At 64.1% G+C, this 20,348-nt stretch carries 16 protein-coding genes; 5 read left to right on the top strand and 11 right to left on the bottom strand.

Features of this window, described 5'->3' with window-relative positions:
* Positions 1-26: 26 nt before the first annotated feature.
* Entirely contained in the window at positions 27-1,031 is a 1,005-nt protein-coding gene (gene cobS, locus A4249_RS04490) for a cobaltochelatase subunit CobS (protein ID WP_066551345.1), read from the top strand.
* Positions 1,032-1,649: 618 nt separating this feature from the next.
* On the opposite strand, the gene A4249_RS04485 is transcribed toward cobS, so the two are convergent.
* The gene (locus A4249_RS04485; RefSeq protein WP_066551343.1) at positions 1,650-2,006 is read right to left on the bottom strand and encodes a phage holin family protein; all 357 of its coding nucleotides are present in this window, start codon (positions 2,004-2,006) and stop codon (positions 1,650-1,652) included.
* Between the two features lie 108 nt (positions 2,007-2,114).
* Here A4249_RS04485 and A4249_RS04480 point away from each other — a divergent pair, with 108 nt between their 5' ends.
* Complete coding sequence (locus A4249_RS04480) at positions 2,115-2,552, top strand: HIT family protein (RefSeq protein ID WP_066551341.1); 438 nt, start codon at positions 2,115-2,117, stop codon at positions 2,550-2,552.
* On the opposite strand, the gene A4249_RS04475 is transcribed toward A4249_RS04480, so the two are convergent.
* The 7 genes from A4249_RS04475 to cyoA form a co-directional block, all read right to left on the bottom strand.
* The gene (locus A4249_RS04475; protein ID WP_055804853.1) at positions 2,549-3,085 is read right to left on the bottom strand and encodes a response regulator transcription factor; all 537 of its coding nucleotides are present in this window, start codon (positions 3,083-3,085) and stop codon (positions 2,549-2,551) included. The genes A4249_RS04480 and A4249_RS04475 overlap by 4 nt on opposite strands.
* The gene (locus A4249_RS04470) at positions 3,075-4,406 is read right to left on the bottom strand and encodes an ATP-binding protein (protein WP_082854052.1); all 1,332 of its coding nucleotides are present in this window, start codon (positions 4,404-4,406) and stop codon (positions 3,075-3,077) included. The genes A4249_RS04475 and A4249_RS04470 overlap by 11 nt, the downstream gene beginning before the upstream one ends.
* Positions 4,403-5,101: an SURF1 family protein gene (locus A4249_RS04465; protein WP_066554785.1), complete on the bottom strand. Its 699-nt coding sequence runs from the start codon at positions 5,099-5,101 to the stop codon at positions 4,403-4,405. The genes A4249_RS04470 and A4249_RS04465 overlap by 4 nt, the downstream gene beginning before the upstream one ends.
* Positions 5,102-5,168: 67 nt before the next feature.
* Positions 5,169-5,564 carry a cytochrome o ubiquinol oxidase subunit IV gene (gene cyoD, locus A4249_RS04460; protein WP_082465001.1) on the bottom strand — a complete coding sequence of 132 codons (396 nt, stop codon included), beginning with the start codon at positions 5,562-5,564 and terminating at the stop codon, positions 5,169-5,171.
* Positions 5,561-6,184 carry a cytochrome o ubiquinol oxidase subunit III gene (gene cyoC, locus A4249_RS04455; RefSeq protein ID WP_039248366.1) on the bottom strand — a complete coding sequence of 208 codons (624 nt, stop codon included), beginning with the start codon at positions 6,182-6,184 and terminating at the stop codon, positions 5,561-5,563. Before cyoC ends, cyoD begins: the two co-directional genes overlap by 4 nt.
* 2 nt (positions 6,185-6,186) lie before the next feature.
* A complete protein-coding gene (gene cyoB, locus A4249_RS04450) occupies positions 6,187-8,190 on the bottom strand; it encodes a cytochrome o ubiquinol oxidase subunit I (protein ID WP_066551339.1) in 2,004 nt (667 codons plus the stop codon).
* A 13-nt stretch (positions 8,191-8,203) separates the two neighbouring features.
* Positions 8,204-9,433, bottom strand: a complete 1,230-nt coding sequence (gene cyoA / locus A4249_RS04445; protein ID WP_066554781.1) for a ubiquinol oxidase subunit II — start codon at positions 9,431-9,433, stop codon at positions 8,204-8,206.
* 210 nt (positions 9,434-9,643) lie between these two features.
* Between cyoA and A4249_RS04440 the strand changes: the two genes are divergently transcribed.
* Positions 9,644-10,996: an MFS transporter gene (locus A4249_RS04440; RefSeq protein ID WP_066551337.1), complete on the top strand. Its 1,353-nt coding sequence runs from the start codon at positions 9,644-9,646 to the stop codon at positions 10,994-10,996.
* Positions 10,997-11,088: 92 nt separating this feature from the next.
* On the opposite strand, the gene A4249_RS04435 is transcribed toward A4249_RS04440, so the two are convergent.
* The 3 genes from A4249_RS04435 to A4249_RS04425 all read right to left on the bottom strand — a co-directional run bounded on the left by A4249_RS04435 (position 11,089) and on the right by A4249_RS04425 (position 16,943).
* Entirely contained in the window at positions 11,089-12,441 is a 1,353-nt protein-coding gene (locus A4249_RS04435) for a hypothetical protein (RefSeq protein WP_066551335.1), read from the bottom strand.
* Positions 12,442-12,456: 15 nt separating this feature from the next.
* The gene (locus tag A4249_RS04430; RefSeq protein ID WP_066551333.1) at positions 12,457-15,528 is read right to left on the bottom strand and encodes a TonB-dependent receptor domain-containing protein; all 3,072 of its coding nucleotides are present in this window, start codon (positions 15,526-15,528) and stop codon (positions 12,457-12,459) included.
* A gap of 62 nt (positions 15,529-15,590) precedes the next feature.
* On the bottom strand, positions 15,591-16,943 hold the full coding sequence (locus tag A4249_RS04425) for a dicarboxylate/amino acid:cation symporter (protein WP_156494746.1): 1,353 nt from the start codon (positions 16,941-16,943) through the stop codon (positions 15,591-15,593).
* Between the two features lie 356 nt (positions 16,944-17,299).
* Between A4249_RS04425 and A4249_RS04420 the strand changes: the two genes are divergently transcribed.
* On the top strand, positions 17,300-19,015 hold the full coding sequence (locus A4249_RS04420) for an ATP-binding protein (RefSeq protein WP_231868770.1): 1,716 nt from the start codon (positions 17,300-17,302) through the stop codon (positions 19,013-19,015).
* Positions 19,015-20,346: a sigma-54-dependent transcriptional regulator gene (locus tag A4249_RS04415; protein ID WP_066551329.1), complete on the top strand. Its 1,332-nt coding sequence runs from the start codon at positions 19,015-19,017 to the stop codon at positions 20,344-20,346. Before A4249_RS04420 ends, A4249_RS04415 begins: the two co-directional genes overlap by 1 nt.
* Positions 20,347-20,348 lie beyond the last annotated feature (2 nt).

The raw sequence follows: 20,348 nt of genomic DNA, 5'->3' as shown, positions 1-20,348 counted from the left end.
GCGCGCCGCGCCTCTAGATGAGGTCCATGACCTCCCCGCTCGACGCCTCCCCCGATCCCCTGCTGACGCTCGAACCGCATCGCCGCGTGACCCTGCGCGAAGCCTTCGGCGTGGACAGCGACATGACCGTGCCCGCCTTCGACGAGCGCGACAGCCATGTGCCCGAGATCGACGAGGCCTATCGGTTCGATCCCCAGACGACGATCGCCATCTGCGCCGGCTTCGCCTTCGACCGCCGCGTCATGGTCCAGGGCTATCACGGCACCGGCAAGTCGACTCACATCGAACAGGTCGCCGCCCGCCTGAACTGGCCCCTGGTGCGGGTGAACCTGGACAGCCACGTCAGCCGGATCGACCTGATCGGCAAGGACGCCATCGTCCTGAAGGACGGCAAGCAGATCACCGAGTTCCGCGAGGGCATCCTGCCCTGGTCGCTGCAACGCCCCATCGCCCTGGTCTTCGACGAATATGACGCCGGCCGGCCCGACGTGATGTTCGTGATCCAGCGCGTGCTGGAGGCCCAGGGTCGCCTGACCCTGCTGGACCAGAACCGCGTCATTCGCCCGAACCGCCATTTCCGCCTGTTCGCCACGACCAACACCATCGGGCTGGGCGACACCACGGGCCTGTATCACGGCGCGCAACAGATCAATCAGGCCCAACTGGACCGCTGGAACATCGTCACCACGCTGAACTATCTCGATCACGACGTGGAGGCCGAGATCGTCGCCGCCAAGGTGCCCGAGTGGAAGGACGCCGAAGGCCGCCGCCGGATCGCCGCCATGGTCCGCGTCGCCGACATGACCCGCAACGCCTTCATGAACGGCGACATCTCGACTGTCATGTCGCCCCGCACCGTCATCACCTGGGCCCAGAACGCCCAGATCTTCAACGACGACCTAGGCCTCAGCTTCCGCCTGACCTTCCTGAACAAGTGCGACGAGCTGGAACGCCCGACCATCGCTGAGTTCTACCAGCGCGCCTTCGGCGAGGATCTGCCCGAGGCGGCGACGCGGGTGAAGGTGGGGTAAGCCTATGTTTCTGGCGGCGATGTCTATCGTGATCATGGCTAGCCAGGCTTCGGCTACGGAGACCGCTCGTCCGCCCCGACCATCGGACGAGGCCATCCTTCAGACAGTCTTCGAAAAGCGACCTTCCGCAGTCATCCTCGAGCACACTGCTCGTGACGTTCGAAACGGCGGACGGGTTATTTGTGGTCTTGTGCAGCATGTGGACACGATCGAGCCATTTGCGGCCTACACGATCTGGGAAGAGCCCAGTTCCATCCGGATTATCGAGAACGGTCGCCCTGTGCCGGTCCCGCCGGCGCAATGGAAGTCAAATACGTTCACGCCCGTCGAAACGGCCAGTGTCACTGGGGAAGCCGATCGCCGAAAGCGTAATGCAAACGCCTACCAGCGGGGCCTTGCGCTGAGCGTATGCCGTGATTTGGCGGCGCCGGCCGGAGCACGCTGGGCGACCACGCAGGAGCCCCACCCCGATCCCGACCGTCAGCGACTTATCGAACAAAGGGCCCGCGCGACGACAGATATGCTTTTCCGCGGGCGTCAGGAAGCAAGCCCAGACCGGCCGAACTGAGGTTTTGAATCTTCTCGGGCTTGCATCACCATGTCGAGCTGTTGGAGAAGTTAACCCAGCCCCTCTTCCCCGCCGATGAAGGCGCCGGCGATCCAGCTGACGACGCCGGTCACGATGGCCGCACCGATGCCGGCCCACAGGCCGTCGACGCGGAAGCCGTCCAGCAAGATGGAGGTCAGCCCGATCATTGCGGCGTTCACGACCAGCAGGAACAGTCCAAGGGTCACGACGGTAATCGGGAAGGTCAGCACGACCAGGATCGGCCGCACAAAGGCGTTGACCAGGCCCAGAATGATGGCGGCGGCGATGAGCGACCCCGTGCTGGTGAAGTCCACGCCCGGCACGACCTGGGCGGACAGCCACAGGCCCGCCATAGTGACCAGCGCCTGGATGATGAAACGGATCATGACGTGCCTCGTTACGTTCAAGCGTGACCATAATGCATGGCGTGGGCGAAGGCTCCCCCTCCGTGGACAGCGCTGCTATCGAAGGTTCGAACCGCACGGAGACCGCTCATGAGCCTGCACGGCGCCTATGACACCAACAACATCTTCGCCAAGATCCTGCGCGGCGACATTCCGTCGGTGAAGGTGTGGGAGGACGACCACGTCCTGGCCTTCATGGACGTGTTTCCCCAGTCGGAAGGCCACGTCCTGATCATCGCCAAACACTCCCAGGCGCGTAATCTGCTGGAGATCGAGCCCGAGGTGCTGGCCCGCATGACCGCCGCCCTGCAACGCACGGCCAAGGCGGTCGAGAAAGCGCTGAAGCCTGAAGGCCTGTCGATCCTGCAGTTCAACGGCGAGGCGGGCGGACAGACGGTCTTCCATCTGCATTTCCACATCGTGCCGCGCTGGGCCGATCGTGAGATGAAGGGTCACGGCCATGCGCCGATGGCGGATACGGCGACCTTGCGGGCGCTGGCCGACCAGATCGCGGCCGAACTGGACTAGGTGACGCGGCGCTTTTCCAGCTTCCGGGCCAGGGTGCGGCGGTGCATGCCCAACCGCCGCGCCGCCTCGGAGATGTTGAAGTCGGTCTCCACCAGCGTCTCGTGGATCCGCTCCCACTCCAGCGTTTTGATCGAAGTGGGGCGCGTGCCCAGCGGCGTCTCGGCGTCGCCGTCCGCCCGGCCGAACGCGGTTTCGATGTCATCGGTGCTGGCGGGCTTGGCCAGATAGTGCCGGGCGCCCAGCTTGATCGCCTCGACCGCCGTGGCGATGCTGGCGAAGCCAGTCAGGACGACGATATTCATCTCGGGGTCGAAGGCGTGAAGAGCCTCGACGCAGGTCAGGCCGGAATGCCCGCCCAGCTTCAGATCGACGACCGCATAGCCGGGGCGATGCGTCTTCAGCACCTCGGTCATCTGGTCGGGACTGGCGGCGCTGACGACCATATAGCCACGCCGTTCGAACGAGCGTCGCAGGGTGGTCGAAAACGACTCGTCGTCCTCGACGATCAGCAGCAATCTGGCGTCATCGGTCATGCGCGATCTCGTGTGTCGGGGCCAACGCCGAAAGCGGCAGGGTGAGACGCACTTCTGCGCCGCCCGCCGGGGGATTGGAGGCTTCTACCCTTCCGCCCAGCGACCGGATCACATTCATAAGTAGAAAGAGCCCAAGACCGGCGCCGGGCCTGGGCTTGGTCGAGTTGTAGGGCTTGCCCCAGGCCTGAAGGATCGCCGGCGGAAAGCCCGGTCCGTCGTCGCGGACCACAATGCCGAAATCTTCGTCCGTGCGCGTCGTGGTCACGGTGATGCGGCTCGCTCCGGCCTCGACCGCATTGTCGAACAGCACGCCCAGCACCTGACGCAGGGCCGGGTCGGCGATGATGGACGGGTTCTGGGCCAGTTCGTCGCGGATCTGCACCGCCACACCGTCGCCGCTCCAACTGGCCACCACATCGGCGACAAAGGCGCGCAAGGTCGTGCGCTCGGGCGCCTGTCCCCTCGCCTCGCCGGCCGACATCAGGATGCCGGTGACGATGGCCTTGCAGCGTTCGACCTCGGCCCGCATCACCGTCATGTCCTGGGCCAGGTCGGCGTCCCGGGTCAGGGCCGGCATCCGCTTCCAGTCGCTGAGGATCACCGACAGCGAAGCCAATGGTGTTCCCAGCTCATGCGCTGCGCCCGACGCCAGCAGGCCCATGCGGACGATATGATCATGCTCGGCCGTCTGCTGTCGCAGGGCGGCCATGGAGGCGTCGCGCTCGCGCAGGTTCTGGCTGATCCGGGTGACGAACAGCACCAACAGCACGGCCATCAGCACGAAACAGATCAGACTGCCCTGAAGATAAAGGCTGAGCAGCGAATCCTCGCGCGCCGGCGGCAGGTTCAACGGCCGCGAATGCAGGCCCAGCCCGGCGAAACACAGGCTGGTGATGGCGATCAGCGCCCAAGCATAGACCGGCGCCAGCAGCACGGCCCCAAGAACGACTTGCAGCAGATACAGCGCCACGAACGGATTGGCCGCGCCCCCGGTTAGGAACAGCAGCCAGGTCAGGGCCGCCACATCCGCCAGGAGGGCGATCATCAGCGCCTGATCCTCGACCTCCTGCGTGCGCACGGTCAACGGCGCGCTGACCAGATTGACCAGCACCAGACCCGCCGGCGCCGCCAACAGCCACAGCACCGGCAGCGGGATCCGCATCACGTACTGGACCAGCAGGATCGTCGCCACCTGCCCGGCGACCGCCAGCCAGCGCAACTGGATCAGCAGCAGCATGTTGCGGCGGTTGGCCCCGCCGTGGGTCGCGACACCACCTCTGAGCCCCAGGCCCAGCAGCCTTTGTACAGTTGTCGTCGTCACGACCGGTTGCGCCTGCCGTCGCGCAGGAACAGCCACAGACCGACCAAGGTCAGCAGCGCCATGCCGAACCAGGTCAGGGCATAGACCAGATGGCTGTTGGCGAACCGGATCACCGTCAGCCCTCCGCGCGGCCATCCGCCCGGGTTCGGACTGGCGTCCGCATCAATGAAATAGGGCGCGACGGTCGTCAGGCCGCGCCGCGCAGCGATCGCCGCGACGTCGCGCGACCGCCAGCGATCACCGGCGGGATCATTGGCGCGCAGGAAGCCGCCCTTGGGCTCGGTGATCCGGAGCAGTCCGGTCACCTTCTGCGCCCCCCCGACCTGACCATCGGCGCGAACGGCCGGATCGCGTCGGCCAGCGGGCACAAAGCCTCGATTGATCAGGACGGTGAAGCCCCGGTCGTCGACCAGAGGCGTCACGACCCAGAAGCCGCCGCCGGCGTCGGTCACCGCCTGAACCAGGGTTTCCTTGTCGTGCAGGAATCGACCGCGAACAACGACACGGCGGTACTGATCCTTGTCGCGCGTCACGCCGGCCCATTGGGTCGGGCCAGGCGATGGGACGGCGGCCGCGTGAACGCGAGCATCGACCTGGGCGATCAGATTGGTCTTCCAGGCCAGGCGCTGAACCTGCCACCCGCCCAGCGCCAGAAAGCCGACGAACAGCGCCAGGCCCGCGACCACGACCGCCATGCGGAAGGATAGCGAACGTCTGGCCTTGCCGCCGGCCGGCACTGAGGACGGGTTCGTGATCTCGACCTCAGCCGCCCATCTGAGCCATGTCGTGCGTCATGGGCATCATATTGGTGTTCAGGTGGTACATGACCCACAGCGAACCCGACAGGGCGATGACCACCACGATGATCGTGAAGATCAGCGCCAGCATGATCCAGCCGCCCTCGGACTTGGAGTTCATGTGCAGGAAGTAGATCATGTGCACCACGATCTGCACCACGGCGAAGCCCATAACGATCAGGGCCGTCGCCTGGGTCGGCAGGACGCCGGTCATGACCAGGGCGAACGGGATGGCCGTCAGGATCACTGACAGCACGAAGCCGATCATGTAGCTCTTGAAGGAGCCGTGATTGTGCCCCTCGTGACCCAGGTGGTCGGTCTCGTGAGACTCCGGCGAATGGTCGTTCATGTCGGCGCTCATCGCAGCATGCCCAGCAGATAGACGAAGGTGAAGACGCCGATCCAGATGACGTCCAGGAAGTGCCAGAACATGGACAGGCACATCAGTCGGCGTTTGTTGGCGGGGATCAGGCCCTTCATGCTGACTTGAACCATCAGCGTCACCAGCCAGATGATGCCGAAGGTGACGTGCAGGCCGTGGGTGCCCACCAGGGTGAAGAAGGCCGACAGGAAGGCGCTGCGTTGCGGCGTCGCGCCCTCATGGATCAGGTGCGCGAACTCGTAGAGTTCGATCCCCAGGAACGCCAGGCCGAACAGGCCGGTGATCGCCAGCCAAACGAGCGTCTGACGCTGGTTGTTTCGATCCATCGCCAGCATGGCGAAGCCATAGGTGATCGACGAGAACAGCAGCATGGCGGTGTTGATCGCCACCAGTTCCAGGTCGAACAGTTCCTTGGGCCCCGGCCCGGCGGCGTAGTTGCCGCCCAGCACGCCGAACACGGCGAACAGCATCGCAAAGATGAGGCAGTCGCTCATCAGATAGAGCCAGAAGCCCAGCATGGTGCTGGAGCCTTCCTCGTGGTGCGGCTCCTCTTCCAGGTGGAAGACGGTCCGGTCGATCTCGGTCGCAGTCGCGCTCATGATCAGGCCTCCGTTCCGGCCAGGGCGCGGGTGCGCGCCTCTTCTGTCGCGCGGACCTCATCCTCGGGGATGTAATAGTCGCGCTTGTAGTTGAAGGTATGGCCGATCGAGACGGCCAGCACCCCGATGAAGCTGATGGCGGCCAGCCACCAGATGTACCAGATCAAGGCCAGCCCCATCACCAGGCACAGGCCCGAGATGATGATCCCCGCCCCGGTGTTCGAGGGCATGTGGATCGCCTTGTAGCCGTTCAGCGGACGCTGATAGCCCTGCTTCTTCATGTCCCACCAGGCGTCGGCGTCATGGACGTACGGCGTGGCGGCGAAGTTGTAGGCCGGCGGCGGCGACGAGGTCGCCCACTCCAGCGTGCGGCCGCCCCACGGGTCGCCCGTTGTGTCGCGCAGCTTGTCGCGGTTGATGATCGACACGGCGAACTGGATGAACATGGCCGCGATGCCCAGGGCGATGACGCCGGCGCCGATGGCGGCGATGACGAACCAGATCTGAAGCGAGGGATCGTCGAACACCCGCATCCGGCGCGTCACGCCCATCAGACCCAGCACGTACAGCGGCAGGAAGGCCAGCCAGAAGCCGGGCACCCAGCACCAGAAGCTGATCAGACCCCACTTCTTGTCGAGCTTGAAGCCGAAGGCTTTGGGCCACCAGAAGTTGATCGCCGCGAAGAGGCCAAACAGCACGCCGCCGATAATGACGTTGTGGAAGTGGGCCACCAGGAATAGCGAGTTGTGCAGCACGAAGTCGGCCGGCGGCACCGCCAGCAGCACGCCCGTCATCCCGCCGATCACGAAGGTCAGCATGAAGGCGACCAGCCACATCATCGGCAGCTCGAACCGGATGCGCCCGCGGTACATCGTGAACAGCCAGTTGAAGATCTTCGCGCCCGTCGGGATCGAGATGATCATCGTCGTGATGCCGAAGAAGCTGTTCACCGAGGCTCCCGAGCCCATGGTGAAGAAGTGGTGCAGCCAGACCAGGTAGGACAGGATCGTGATGACGACCGTGGCGTAGACCATGGAGGTATAGCCGAACAACTTCTTGCCCGAAAAGGTCGAGGCGATCTCCGAGAAGACGCCGAACAGCGGCAGGATCAGGATGTAGACCTCGGGGTGACCCCAGATCCAGATCAGATTCACGTACATCATCGGGTTGCCGCCGAAGTCGTTCGTGAAGAAGTTGGTGCCGACGTAACGGTCCAGCGTCAGCAGGGCCAGGACGGCGGTCAGGACCGGGAAGGACGCCACGATCAGTACGTTGGTGCACAGCGAGGTCCAGGTGAAGACCGGCATCTTCATCATGCCCATGCCGGGCGCGCGCATCTTCACGATGGTCGCGATCAGGTTGATGCCGGACAGTGTCGTCCCCACCCCCGCGATCTGCAGCGCCCATATGTAATAGTCGACGCCGACGCCGGGACTGTAACCGATGCCCGACAGCGGCGGATAGGCCAGCCAGCCGGTGCGCGCGAACTCGCCCACGAACAGCGAGGCCATGACGATGATGGCGCCGGCCGTGGTCATCCAGAAGCTGAAGTTGTTCAGGAAGGGGAAGGACACGTCGCGCGCGCCGATCTGCAGCGGCACGACATAGTTCATGATGCCCGTCACCAGCGGCATGGCCACGAAGAAGATCATGATCACGCCGTGGGCGGTGAAGATCTGGTCATAGTGGTGCGCGTTCAGGTAACCCTCGGACCCGCCGAAGGCCATCGCCTGTTGCAGGCGCATCATTATGGCGTCGGCGAAGCCGCGCACGAACATGATCAGACCCAGGATCATGTACATGATCCCGATCTTCTTGTGGTCCACGGTGGTGAACCACTCCTTCCAGAGATAGCCCCACAGCTTGAAATAGGTCAGGGCGCCAAACAGGGCGAGACCGCCCAGCAGCACGACCGACATGGTCACGACCAGGATCGGCTCGTGCAACGGCAGAGCCTCAAGCGTGAGGCGCCCGAAGATTAGCGGAATGAGTTGATCAGCGTTCATCGACTGTGTTCGCTCAGGCGTTGGGGGCGGAACGGACGTCGGTCGGAACCGGCCCCGTGGCGAAGGGATTGCGGGCCAGCGTCGTCAGCGAGGCCATCGGAGTCTGACCGGGCGACAACCCCTGCCCGGTCAGGCGCTCCAAGCTGGTCGGTCCGGCGACCGTATCTAGCTCGGCGCGGCGCATGCGGTCGGCGGCGGCGGCCTCGGCCTGCAGCGGGGTGCAGATCGTCATGACGTAGCTGTCGTTGGAGCCGAAGTAGGCGGGCGATTTTCCGCGACCGGCGTATTTGTCATAGACCAGCGGCATGGTGTTGCGCACCGACGCCATGGACAGGCCGCCCTGCTTGTCGATGGCCATCATCTCGCCCATGCACATCTTGCCCGGCTCGACGCACATGTTGAGGATCGCGTCCCACAGCGCGCCATCCACGGCGCCGAAGCGCATGACCGGCACCTTCTCGCTGGGCTTTTCCAGCTCCAGATAGCGATCGCGGTCCAGCGTCTGGCCGTCCTGGCGCACGCCGGCGATCCATTGGTCGAACCCGGACTGATCCAGACCGTGGAAGGCGAAGCGCATGTGCGAGAAGCCGTCGCCGGAATAGTTGGCCGAGAAGCCTTCGTATTCGCCCGGACGGTTGATAACGGCGTGCAGCTTCGTTTCCATGCCCGGCATGGCGTAGATCTGACCGGCCAGGGCGGGAATGTAGAAGCTGTTCATCACCGAGGACGAGGTGATGTGGAAACGGATCGGACGGTCAACCGGCGCGGCCAGCTCATTGACGGTGGCGACGCCGTACTGCGGGTAAATGAACATCCACTTCCAGTCGAGCGCGACGACATTGACCTGCAACGGCTCGACGCTCTCCTCGACGGCTTGGCCCGGCTTGATCCGGTCGATCGGACGATACGGGTCCAGCAGGTGGGTGCCGGCCCAGGTCAGGGCGCCCAGGCAGATGATGATCATCAGCGGCGCGGCCCAGATGACCAACTCCAGTGACGTGGAGTGGTCCCAATCGGGACGGTAGTCGGCCTCGGCCTCCTTGTTCGACGCCCGATACTTCCAGGCGAAGAAGACGATCAGACCCATCACTGGCACGATGATGATCAGCATCAGCAGGGTCGAGATCATCAGCAGATCGCCCTGCTGGGACGCGACGTCGCCGGCAGGGTTGAGGACGACCAGGTTGCAGGCCGACAGCAGGGCCACGATGGGCGCGAGCAAAAGAAGGCGCAGACGGCGCAAGGCGGATCCAATCGAAAAGCGTCGGGCGAGGGGGAGGCGCCGCGACGGTTGGCGTTCGTAGGCGGCGGGATACTCAGCTTCAATCAGGAACGACATTGGGCAATATGTCCTATCCTCACGAGGCCGCTTTCATCGCAAAGGGCGCCCGGTCATAATGCGGCGACCTGCCGTACGGCCGATAATTCAGTCTCACACGGAGCGACCAAGCCCATGTCCGCCTCGACGACCCCTTCGTCAGAGTCGCTGGAACGCGACGCCGCCGCCCTTCACACGGGCCATGGCAAGGTTGACGCCGGCGAGATCGCCATCGGCGTCATTATCGGCCGAACTTCCGAGTTTTTCGACTTCTTTGTTTACGCCATCGCTTCGGTGGTCGTTTTCCCGCAGTTGATCTTCCCCTATGCGGGCGCGGTGGGCGGCACCCTGCTCTCCTTCGCCGTCTTCGCCCTGGCTTTCCTGGCTCGGCCGCTGGGGACCGTCCTGTTCATCGCCATCGACCGCAAGTTCGGGCGCGGCGCCAAGCTGACGACCGCCCTGCTGCTGCTGGGCACATCCACCGTGTCGGTCGCCTTCATCCCCGGCTATGAGAGCATTGGCATGTGGGCGCCGGTGCTGCTGGCCCTGACCCGTATCGGCCAGGGCGTCGCCTTGGGAGGCACCTGGGACGGTCTGGCCTCGCTGCTCGCGCTGAACGCACCGGAGAAGAAGCGCGGCTGGTACGCCATGATCCCGCAACTCGGCGCGCCCATCGGCCTGCTGGTGGCCTCCGCCCTGTTCGCCTTCTTCCTGAACACGCTGTCGGCGCCCGATTTCCTGGACTGGGGCTGGCGCTATCCGTTCTTCGTGGCCTTTGCGATCAACGTCGTGGCCCTGTTCGCGCGCCTGCGCATCGTGGTGACGCCGGCCTTCCAGAAGCTGTTTGAGACGCGCGAGCTTCAGCCCACGCCGATCACTCAGGCGCTGCGCGACGAAGGCCCGAAGATCGCCATCGGCGCCTTCGCCCCGCTGGCCAGCTTCGCCATGTTCCACATGGTCACCGTCTTCCCGCTGTCTTGGGTGTTCCTGTTCACAAAGGAAACGCCGGTGCGCTTCCTGCTGATCGAGATGGTGGGCGCGGTCTTCGGTCTGCTGGCCATCCTTGCCTCGGGCATTCTGGCCGACCGCTACGGCCGCCGCACCTTGCTGGCGATCACAGCCGCCGGCATCGCCGCCTTCTCGGGCTTTGCGCCGCAACTGCTGAACGGCGGCCCGGTCGGCGAGCTGACCTTCATGATCTCCGGCTTCATCCTGCTGGGCCTGTCGTTCGGGCAAGCCTCTGGCCCCGTGGCGTCCAGCTTCAGCCTGACCAACCGCTATACCTCCTCCGCCCTGACCTCGGACCTGGCCTGGCTGTTCGGCGCGGGCTTTGCGCCCCTCGCGGCCCTGTGGATCTCCAGCCAATTCGGCCTGATCGCCGCCGGCGCCTATCTGCTGTCGGGCGCCATCTGCACCCTCGTGGCACTGTGGCTAAATCGCGAACTGGCCCGCAGCTCCTCAGATAAAGACCGCGCCAAGACGGCCTGATCGTTTAGGTCGCCCACAGAAAGACACGGCCCGCAGTCGCCTGCGGGCCGTGTTGCGTTTGGGGCGGATCGTTGTGAAGTGCAGCGGCAGCTTCAGTTGGCGCGGCTGTCCGTCGACGGCTTGAAGGTGGTGTCGAAATGACAGCCGTCCTCGTAGCGTGGAGCCGCCACCTGACACAGCCTGGCAACGTCAGCGGGCGTCGGCTTCACGCCCTCGTCCAGCCAGCGCATCATCGCCTGGAAAAGACCGACGTACTCTGGCGGCGATAGGCGGCTATGTTCGGACTCGTCTGTGAACGTCTGGACCAATAGGTCCGATCGTCCCGCCGCGGCGACCGTCTCCCTGTAAAGCGCGTCGTTGGAGACGAAGGCTGTCGCATCGTTCTTGGCGTGGATCGTCAGCGTCGGCGCCACGATCAGACCGCTGAGATCGGCGTCGTAGGCCAAGCGCGCCACACCCATCGGATCGGCCGCGAAACGCTGAACGCCAGCGTTCAACGCCTCGTCGTCGTGCGAACCCTGATAGACCGTACGGCTGTTGTCGAAGGGGTTCAGCCCGTCAAGACGGCGCAAAACCATGTCGCGGAACAGGAAGGTCGCCCAGGCTAGATGCGGAACCAACTGTTCCTCGTTCACGCCCGTCACGGCCAGGATATTCGCCAGATTGCGCTTCTGCTCAGCCGACCTCTCAGCAAGCGGCAGGCCCACGCCCGTGCAGATTTTGACCCGCTCCGCCAACTGCGCCCGGTTTAGATCGCTTTCTAGCGGCAGCCCCTGCCAAAGCGGATACCGGGGCTCGTTCGGAAGCGGATGGTTGTTGCAGTAGAACTGATAAACCGCTCTCAAATCGGCGCGAAAGCGGTAGGTGCGAGTCCCGCCGCCGATTACGCCGTTGGTCAGGACGACGCCGTCCCACATGACCTGTCCCTCGGCATCGCGGGCGTAGAGCTCAGCCGTCTTGGCCGCGACGTTGCCGCCCCAGGACTGGCCATGCACCAGAGTTCGACGTGGCTTGCCGAAGGCATTCCAGAAAATCTGGCGCAGATCGTCCGTATCTTCCGCCGCCATCCGTACGCCATAGCCGCCACGGCGATAGGTCGAGCCCGCCCAGGCGAAACCTTCCTTCACCGTCATGGAGAACCGCTCCATGTCCTCCAGCGGATCGTTTGGTTCTGGTGCGCTGGTGCGGGGTCCGCCATGCGCGTGAACGATCAGGGCGCCATTCCAGTCCTGAGGCACGGCGATCCAATAATAGCCGCCTTTAACCGCCCTGCCCGACCAGCACCGCGTCTGCTGCGGCACGAAGTCCGGGCAATCGGCTGGCGCGGGCGCAGGATCGACAACCGCCGTGACGGCCGTCTGCGTTTCCTGCGCCTGCGTCATCGGCGCGATGCCTGCCCAGGCTGCGACCAGCGCACCCAGAGATCGAACGAGACGGTCGGTCATCGCGCCTCTCCCCTCTTAGAACGTCTTGGAGATGTTGGCGTACCAGTAGCGGCCGTAGGGATTGTAGAGCGCACCCAGATAGCCCGATGAAGTCAACGGCGGCTGCTCGTCAGTGATGTTACGAGCCCCCAGGCGAACCGTTGTGCCGGACGCAAAGCCAGCGTTGTCGCCGAACTCATACTGACCATACAGATTGCCAGTGATCTGACTATCGACCTGCCAGGGATCGCCCTGGGCGCTGAGGAAGCCGGTTTCGGTGACGGCGCTGTTGTATTGGGTGAATGCGCCCACCTGCCATGGCCCTTGCGACCAGGTGAACGAGCCCGTCACCCGCCATTCCGGCCGGCCGTTGCGAGCCAGCAGGGTCTGAGAGATCGGCAGCGGTGTATTCGCGTTGATCTGACCGGCTTCACGCGCCGCGAACAGCGACTCGACCAAAGGGCCGGGAGAACGGTCGAACTTCGTCAGATGCGCCGCATTCACGCTGGCGCGGAAGTTGCCCCAGGGCGTGCCGCGCAGTCGCCACTGAAGACCGATGTCGAGACCCTCCACCGTCTGCGGCAGCAGGTTGATGAACTGGTCTTCGACCGAGACGATCTGTCCGACGGGAGTGATTCCGCTCCCCTGGAAGAAGGCGATGTCGTCGGCCGTCACCGCCGCCCGGTTGACGTTGTCGTTCCGCGTGCCGTTCAGGATGTTCAGGTAGTCCAGCACGACGTTCGACTGCGCGCCCAGCAGACCGACGATCTTCTCTTGCTCGATCTTCCAGCGGTCCAGCGTGAAGGTGAAGCGGCCAAACTGCTCGGGAATGAACCAAGGCTGCAAAACCAGGCCGATGGACTGGTTCCTGCTTTCCTCGGGCTGAAGCTCGGGATTGCCCGATACCAGCAGCGAGGCGCTGGCGGGTTGCGAACATTGATTGAAGTTGGTGATCCGACCCAGGCGCAGATCGGCCTCGCAGCGGATGTAATCGTTATTGGTGGACAGACGCCCGTACTGCGCCGCGTTGGTCTGTTCCAGGTTCGGGGCGCGGAAACCCTCGGAATAGGAGCCTCGGACGCGGACGCCTTCGACCAAATCCCAGGCCATGGCGATCTTGGGCTTAGCCACATCGCCGAAGTCGGAATAGTGCTCGTATCGACCGGCCAGTTGGAAATCGAGACTGCGAACAAGCGGGATGTTCATCTCCGGCGAAACGACAGGCACCGCAAACTCGACATAGGCCGAATAGACCTCGCGTTTGCCGTAGGTATCGGGGTTTGAACTGACCGCAGCGATGTTGGACTGGCTGATCTCGCCCGACACGCTGTCGCGGAAGACGTTGGTGCCGTCCAAATCGGCGTCGCGGTCGTCACGCTGGGTCTCACGGCGCGCCTCGACGCCCAGGGCCATACCGACAGGTCCGCCCGGCAGGGTGAAGACATCGGGACGGCTGACCTTGAAGTCCCACAGCGCAAGCGTGGTCTTGGACACCCGCGTCAGGTCGGTCGTGATGGCGTCGATCGCGGCCTGAGAACTGGGCGTGCAGTCGCCAAAGCTGGTGTCGTTCACACATCCGCCGCTGAAAGGATTGTAGGCGTCGGGCGTCGACAGGGCGAGATTGGCCTGAAGCGCGGTCAGATTGACGGCGTTCGAGCTGTCGGTGGCCTCGGCTTCCGAATACAGCAGCGCGCTTTCCCAATCGAAGCCGCGCCATTCGCCCCGCAGGCCGCCCAAGAAGCGGGACTGCCAGTTGTCGACATCCACCACCTGGGCGCCCAGATCGTTGAAGCGATACCGAACCAGCTTAACGGCCGTCCCGGCTGTGGGGACGTTTGTCAGGCCAGCGAGACGATTGGGATTGCGCGTGCCGTCGGCAAAGGTGACGGGACCGAACGGATTCCAGTAGTTGCTGGCTGGGATCCAGAGCGGGTTCAGCAGGATGGTCGGCGGCTGAATGTTTTGGGTCGATGCCGTGTAATAGCCGAGTTCACCAAAGGCCGTGACGCCGTTGTCGAGATCGTAGTGACCCGACACGAACAGGTTCAACCGTTCGATATCCGGCGATTGGGTGGTGCCCCGCGCCGCGTCATAGCGCAACTCGCGGCCGGCGCCGCTGTAGCTGATATTGCCGCTGGCCAGGCAAACATCACCCCCAACCGGCGCGGTGCAGCCGAAGCTGGAAGGCTGATTGTGGAAGGCGCCGGCGCCGGTCGTCAGGGCCGTTGTGCCCCGACGGACTTGGAACGGCGTCTGGAAGTTGGCCCAGGCTGTATAGGAAGAGCGCCCGTCGGTGTCGGTCGAATTCTCATAGCCCGGCACGTTGGCGAACAGGCTGCGGCGGTCGTCAGAGGCGGTATAGGGTTCGTCGCTGGCCTGCTGGGCGGTGCGGTTGGTGTAGTCGAGGAAGCCCGACAGATTGCCCCGCTCGAAATCCTTGCCGGCGAACATTCCGAAGGTGAACTCTCGGCGATGCGTGCCCTCCGCACCGCCGTACTGGGCCTTCATCTCCAAGCCATCGAAATCCTGCTGAAGCACAGTGTTCACGACGCCCGCAACGGCGTCCGCGCCATAGATGGCGGCGGCGCCGTCCAGCAGAACCTCTAACCGCTCCAACCCCGAGACCGGAATGGCGTTGGAGTTGTAGCTGAGCACCGGCACCGTGCCGGTGTCTGACGTTCCTTGGCTGGTAGGGTGCTGAACGATCCGACGTCCGTTCAAGAGCACCAGGGTGTTGCCCACGCCCAGCGAGCGCAGATTGACCGAGTTGACGTCGCCTCGCGCTGCGTTCGAGGTTTGAGGATTGTTGGCGCTGGAGAACAGCACATCACCCATCTGGGGAATGGACCGCAGCAGATCATCGCCGCTGACGGCGCCGGTCGCGATTATTTCTTCCTGCGTGACGACGGTTACCGGTAGAGCCGCCGTGGTGGAGGCGCCGCGGATTTGAGAGCCGACGACGACGATGTCCTCGACCTGCGCCGCCTCGCCCTCCTGCGCTGGCGTGGACTGAGGCGTGGCGTCCTGAGCCAGAGCCGCTCCCGCCGAGATCAGCAGGACAGCCGAGGCCGCGCCCGCCATCAGTGCGAACTTGGATTGCATCTTCATGTTTCCTCCTCCCGGGCCGTCGTTATGTCGGCGGTCCCGTCATTCAAAAGTCGTCCTCGCCGTCAGTCCTTGGCGAGAACCAGATCGTCTCCAGGCCCCGCCGCAGGGTCAGGCAGCGCCGCCACCGGCAAGGGATGTCCGCCCAGCGCGGCCTTCAGGGCGTCGCGATCCAGCGCGTTCTCCCAGCGGGCCACGACGATAGTGGCCACGGCGTTGCCGATGAAGTTGGTCAGGGCCCGGCATTCGCTCATGAAGCGGTCGATGCCCAGGATCAGCGCCATGCCTGCGACTGGCACATCCGGCACGACCGACAGGGTCGCCGCCAAGGTGATGAAGCCTGCGCCCGTAATGCCCGCTGCGCCTTTTGAGCTGAGCATGGCGACCAGCAGAAGCGTGATCTGCTGCCAGATGGTGAGTTCGATGTTCAGCGCCTGAGCAATGAACAGAGCAGCCATCGTCATATAGATGTTGGTGCCGTCCAGATTGAACGAATAGCCGGTCGGCACGACCAGGCCGACGACCGACTTGGCGGCGCCCGCGCGTTCCATCTTGGAGATCAGGCTGGGCAGGGCCGCCTCTGAACTGGAAGTGCCCAGCACCAGCAGAAGCTCTTCCTTAAGGTAACGGATCAGCTTGAGAATGTTGAAGCCGTTGGCGACGCCCACCAGCCCCAGCACGCCCACGACGAAGATGATCGCAGTGACGTAGAAGGTCACGATCAAGGCGGCCAGATTGGCGATCGATGCGATGCCGTAGGCGCCGATCGTAAAGGCGAAGGCTCCGAAGGCGCCGATGGGCGCGGCCTTCATCACGATGGCGACCAGCTTGAACACGGCAAGGCTGAGCGTCTCGAACAGATCGACCACAGGCTGGGCCCGCTCTCCCACCAACGCCAGGGCGAGGCCAAACAGGATCGACACGAACAGAACCTGCAGGATGTTGCCGGTCGAGAAGGCGCTGACCAGCGTGTCGGGAATGACGCCCATCAGGAAGCCGACGATCGTGCTCTCGTGCGCGGCCGCCGCATACTGCTCGACGGCGCCGGCGTTCAACGTCGCCGGGTCGATGTTCAGACCATTGCCCGGACGCACCAGATTGGCGATGATCAGGCCCACGATCAGAGCCAGAGTCGAGAAGACCAGGAAGTATGCGAAGGCCTTGGCGGCGACGCGACCGACGCTTCCAAGATCGCGCATGCCGGCGATGCCGGTCACAATGGTCAGGAAGATGACTGGCGCGATGACCATCTTCACCAGTTTGATGAATCCGTCGCCCAGCGGCTTCAGGCTTTCGCCGAATGTCGGCCAGAAATGACCGATCAGAGCGCCGAGCGCGATAGCGATCAGCACCTGGAAATACAGGTGGCGATAGAACGGCCGGCGAACGACCGGCGCGGCCTCTGACGGTATTGAGATCACGAAGGGCTCCTGATGTGCGGGGGTGATCCCGCAGTCTCCTCGATGGGCGCGATCTTCGCCACGCTCCGTTGGATAGAGCTTCCAACGAGAACCATCATCGCGAAAGCGATTGATCGAACGTCTCCATCTTTATGATAACCAAGCACTTTCTATGAAAGCCGGAGTGTTTATCGAGATATCTGTGCGGTTTTTCACCCAGGCGACTAGCCCTTACGTGCGATTATCCGCACACTAGGAATGTGCAGCATTCACCTGTCATAGGCTCGGCTCGAAAACCTTGGCGCTCCCGTTGGCTGATAACGGCGGGAGCTTGGTTCACGATCGCCGTCCTGGCGGCTTTCGGGGCGGGCGAGGTGGCTCGGCGTGACGCTCAGATCGAACTGGCTCGGCAGACAGAGGCGGCCGCCGCCTTGCACGCGGCCGTGCTACGCAGCGAACTGGAAAAGCACCGCTCCCTGCCCCTAGCGTTGGCGAGCGATCCCGACATCGCTGCCCTGCTGAGCGCCCCGCAGACTGCCAAGGGCGATCCTGTCAGCCTTAAACTGGAGACTTTGGCGCGTCAGACACGGGCCGCCGCCATCTATATCATCGACGCCAACGGCCGGACCCGCGCCGCCAGCAACTGGCGCCTGCCGACCAGTTTCGTCGGCGCCGACTATGGGTTTCGCCCTTATTTTATCAACGCCATGCGCCAGGGCCAGGCGGAGTTCTTCGCCTTGGGCACCGTGTCCGGCCGACCCGGGCTCTATCTGGCGCGGCGCGTTGACGGGTCGAGCAGCTCCGCCGTGGGCGTCGTTGTGGTCAAGGTCGAGTTCGCCACTCTCGAGGCCGAATGGCGCGCGTCAGGTGAGCCGGCCTATGTTGTCGATCCCGGCGGCGTCGTGCTGATCACCAGCGTGCCCGCATGGCGTTTCCGCACCACAGAAGCGCTGGACGAACGTCGACGGCGGCTGACATTGACCGATCAGACGCTTCAACCCGAGGCGTTGCGCCCCCTCCCCTTCGTCACGCCCCCCAATGATCGACCGCGTCTGATCCAGGCTCCAGTCGATGGCCGCGAGCAGCGCTGGATGCATGCGGCGATCCCAACGGAGACGCCCGGCTGGACTCTGCACCTGCTGTCGCCGGATCGCGGATCCATTGGGACGGCCGTCGCAACCGCGCGGGCGCTTGCGGCCCTGATCGTCACCCTGCTGGCAGGCGTCATCGTCGTGCTCCTGCGTCGTCGGCATCAGGCCCTTGTCCGCGCTCGTGCCGAGGAAGAGGCGCGGCTGGAATTGGAAAGGCTGATCGACGAACGGACCCACGAGCTTCGTAACGCCAATGCCGCCCTCAATCGTCAGATCGAGGAACGCCGCCGAGCCGAGACCGCACGCGAACTGCTGCGTGACGAGCTGGTTCAAGCCAGCAAACTCGCCGCCCTGGGGCAGATCGTCGCCAGCGTGGCGCACGAGATCAACCAACCCGTCGCCGCCATCCAGACCCAGGCAGAGACTGCCGGCGTTCTGCTTGACCGCGACGAGCCCGCCAAGGCGCGTGGCGCGTTGGCGCGGATCAGCGACCTGACCCAGCGCATCGGCGCCATCACCGAGGGCCTAAGTGTCTTTTCCAGAAAGTCAGATCCCAAAATCGGCATCGTCCGCCTGGAGGACGCGATCTACGGGGCCTTGCTGCTGACGCGCGGCCGATTGGACGAGGGCGGCGTCAAATTGATCCGCGAAGGCGACGCAAACGTCACAGTGCGCGCCGACCGCTTTCGCTTGGAACAGGTGATCGTCAATCTGGTCAAGAACGCTTCAGAAGCGCTGGAAGACTGCGATCGGCCGCGACTAACGCTGAAAGTCTCGCGCGATAAGGACCGTGTTCGATTGAGCATCTCCGACAATGGTCCTGGCGTCCCTCCCGCTGTGCGCGCCCAACTGTTCACGCCCTTTGTCACCACACGCGCAAATGGCCTCGGCTTGGGTTTGGTCATCTGTCGAGATCTGGTCGCCGGTTTCGGCGGCGAGCTTGACTTGGTCGACGAGGACGTCGGAGCGACCTTTGTCGCCACGCTTAGGATCGCGTGATGGAATTCGCTCGCCCCACTGCCGTCGCTCTGATCGAGGACGACGCCGATTTCCGCCATGCCTTGGTCGAGCGCCTGACCTTGGAAGGTTACGACGTCCGCCCTTTTCCGGGGGCCGAACCTGCATTGAGAGCGATTGACGCCGATTTCCCGGGCGTTGTCATCACCGACCTGCGGATGCCCGGCCTTGATGGCCGCCAGTTGCTCAGCCGCCTCCAGGCTCTGGACGCGGCCCTGCCGATCATCATGATCACTGGCCATGGCGATATCACCGACGCCGTCGCAGCGATGAAGGACGGCGCCTACGACTTCGTCGCCAAGCCCTTTCCGTTTGAGCGCCTTCAGGACAGCATGAACCGCGCGCTGGAAAAACGCGGCCTGGTGCTGGAAAACCGTCGCCTGCTGGCTATGGCCTCCGACAGCGGACAGGAACTGCCCCTGGCCGGTTCGTCTCGCGCCATCACCGCCCTCCGCGCCACCATCGCTCAGATCGCCGACGCCCGGATGGACGTGCTGATCGAAGGTGAAACCGGGACAGGAAAGGAGGCCGTTGCGCGCGCCCTGCACAACGGCGGCCGGCGACGATTGGCGCCGTTCGTCGCCGTCAACTGTGGCGCCCTGCCCGACGGGCTGATCGAGAGCGAACTGTTTGGCCACGAACTCGGCGCCTTCGCCGGAGCCTTGCGCCGACGGGTCGGACACGTCGAACGGGCGCACAACGGCTCATTGTTTCTGGACGAGGTCGAGAGCATGCCTCTGGCCGTTCAGGTCAAGATTTTGCGGGTCCTGGAGGAACGCGAGGTCCATCCCATCGGGGCCAATGAGCCCCGCGCCTTAGATTTGCGTGTCCTGGCGTCGTCAAAGATCGATCTGGGCGAAGCCGCGCGCGGGGGCGCCTTTCGCGAAGACCTCTATTACCGTCTGAACGTGGTGAGACTCCGCGTACCGCCTCTGCGCGAACGGAGAGAAGATATTCCCCTGCTATTCGCCCACTTCCTGCGTCGCGCTGCGGACCGCCACGGCGTCGACACCCCCTCTATAAGCGACAGCGTAAGACGCCTGTTGGTCGAGGCCGATTGGCCCGGCAATATCCGCGAACTGGCGCATTTCGCCGAACGCGTCGCCTTGTCGCTCGACGACACGACCCGCCCGCCCGATGAAGGCCTGAGCCTTCCCGACCGCGTCAACAGATTCGAAGCCGAACTGCTGCGCGACGCGCTACAGTCCCATTGTGGGGACATATCCGCAGTGCTCGCCGAAATGCAGGTTCCGAGAAAGACGCTGTACGACAAGCTGCAGCGGCATGGCCTAAAACCCGCTGACTTCCGCTGAGG

Origin of the sequence: Brevundimonas sp. GW460-12-10-14-LB2, assembly GCF_001636925.1 — a bacterium.
In the GTDB taxonomy this organism is placed as follows: domain Bacteria; phylum Pseudomonadota; class Alphaproteobacteria; order Caulobacterales; family Caulobacteraceae; genus Brevundimonas; species Brevundimonas vesicularis.
The sequence above is the reverse complement of the archived record's forward strand: the minus strand, read 5'-3'. Positions and strand labels throughout refer to the sequence as shown.

Coding starts and splice junctions, on each gene's coding strand:
- cobS (WP_066551345.1), top strand. CDS start 27: ATGACCTCCCCGCTCGACGCCTCCCCCGATCCCCTGCTGACGCTCGAA.
- A4249_RS04485 (WP_066551343.1), bottom strand. CDS start 2,006: ATGATCCGTTTCATCATCCAGGCGCTGGTCACTATGGCGGGCCTGTGG.
- A4249_RS04480 (WP_066551341.1), top strand. CDS start 2,115: ATGAGCCTGCACGGCGCCTATGACACCAACAACATCTTCGCCAAGATC.
- A4249_RS04475 (WP_055804853.1), bottom strand. CDS start 3,085: ATGACCGATGACGCCAGATTGCTGCTGATCGTCGAGGACGACGAGTCG.
- A4249_RS04465 (WP_066554785.1), bottom strand. CDS start 5,101: ATGGCGGTCGTGGTCGCGGGCCTGGCGCTGTTCGTCGGCTTTCTGGCG.
- cyoD (WP_082465001.1), bottom strand. CDS start 5,564: ATGAGCGCCGACATGAACGACCATTCGCCGGAGTCTCACGAGACCGAC.
- cyoC (WP_039248366.1), bottom strand. CDS start 6,184: ATGAGCGCGACTGCGACCGAGATCGACCGGACCGTCTTCCACCTGGAA.
- cyoB (WP_066551339.1), bottom strand. CDS start 8,190: ATGAACGCTGATCAACTCATTCCGCTAATCTTCGGGCGCCTCACGCTT.
- A4249_RS04440 (WP_066551337.1), top strand. CDS start 9,644: ATGTCCGCCTCGACGACCCCTTCGTCAGAGTCGCTGGAACGCGACGCC.
- A4249_RS04435 (WP_066551335.1), bottom strand. CDS start 12,441: ATGACCGACCGTCTCGTTCGATCTCTGGGTGCGCTGGTCGCAGCCTGG.
- A4249_RS04430 (WP_066551333.1), bottom strand. CDS start 15,528: ATGAAGATGCAATCCAAGTTCGCACTGATGGCGGGCGCGGCCTCGGCT.
- A4249_RS04415 (WP_066551329.1), top strand. CDS start 19,015: ATGGAATTCGCTCGCCCCACTGCCGTCGCTCTGATCGAGGACGACGCC.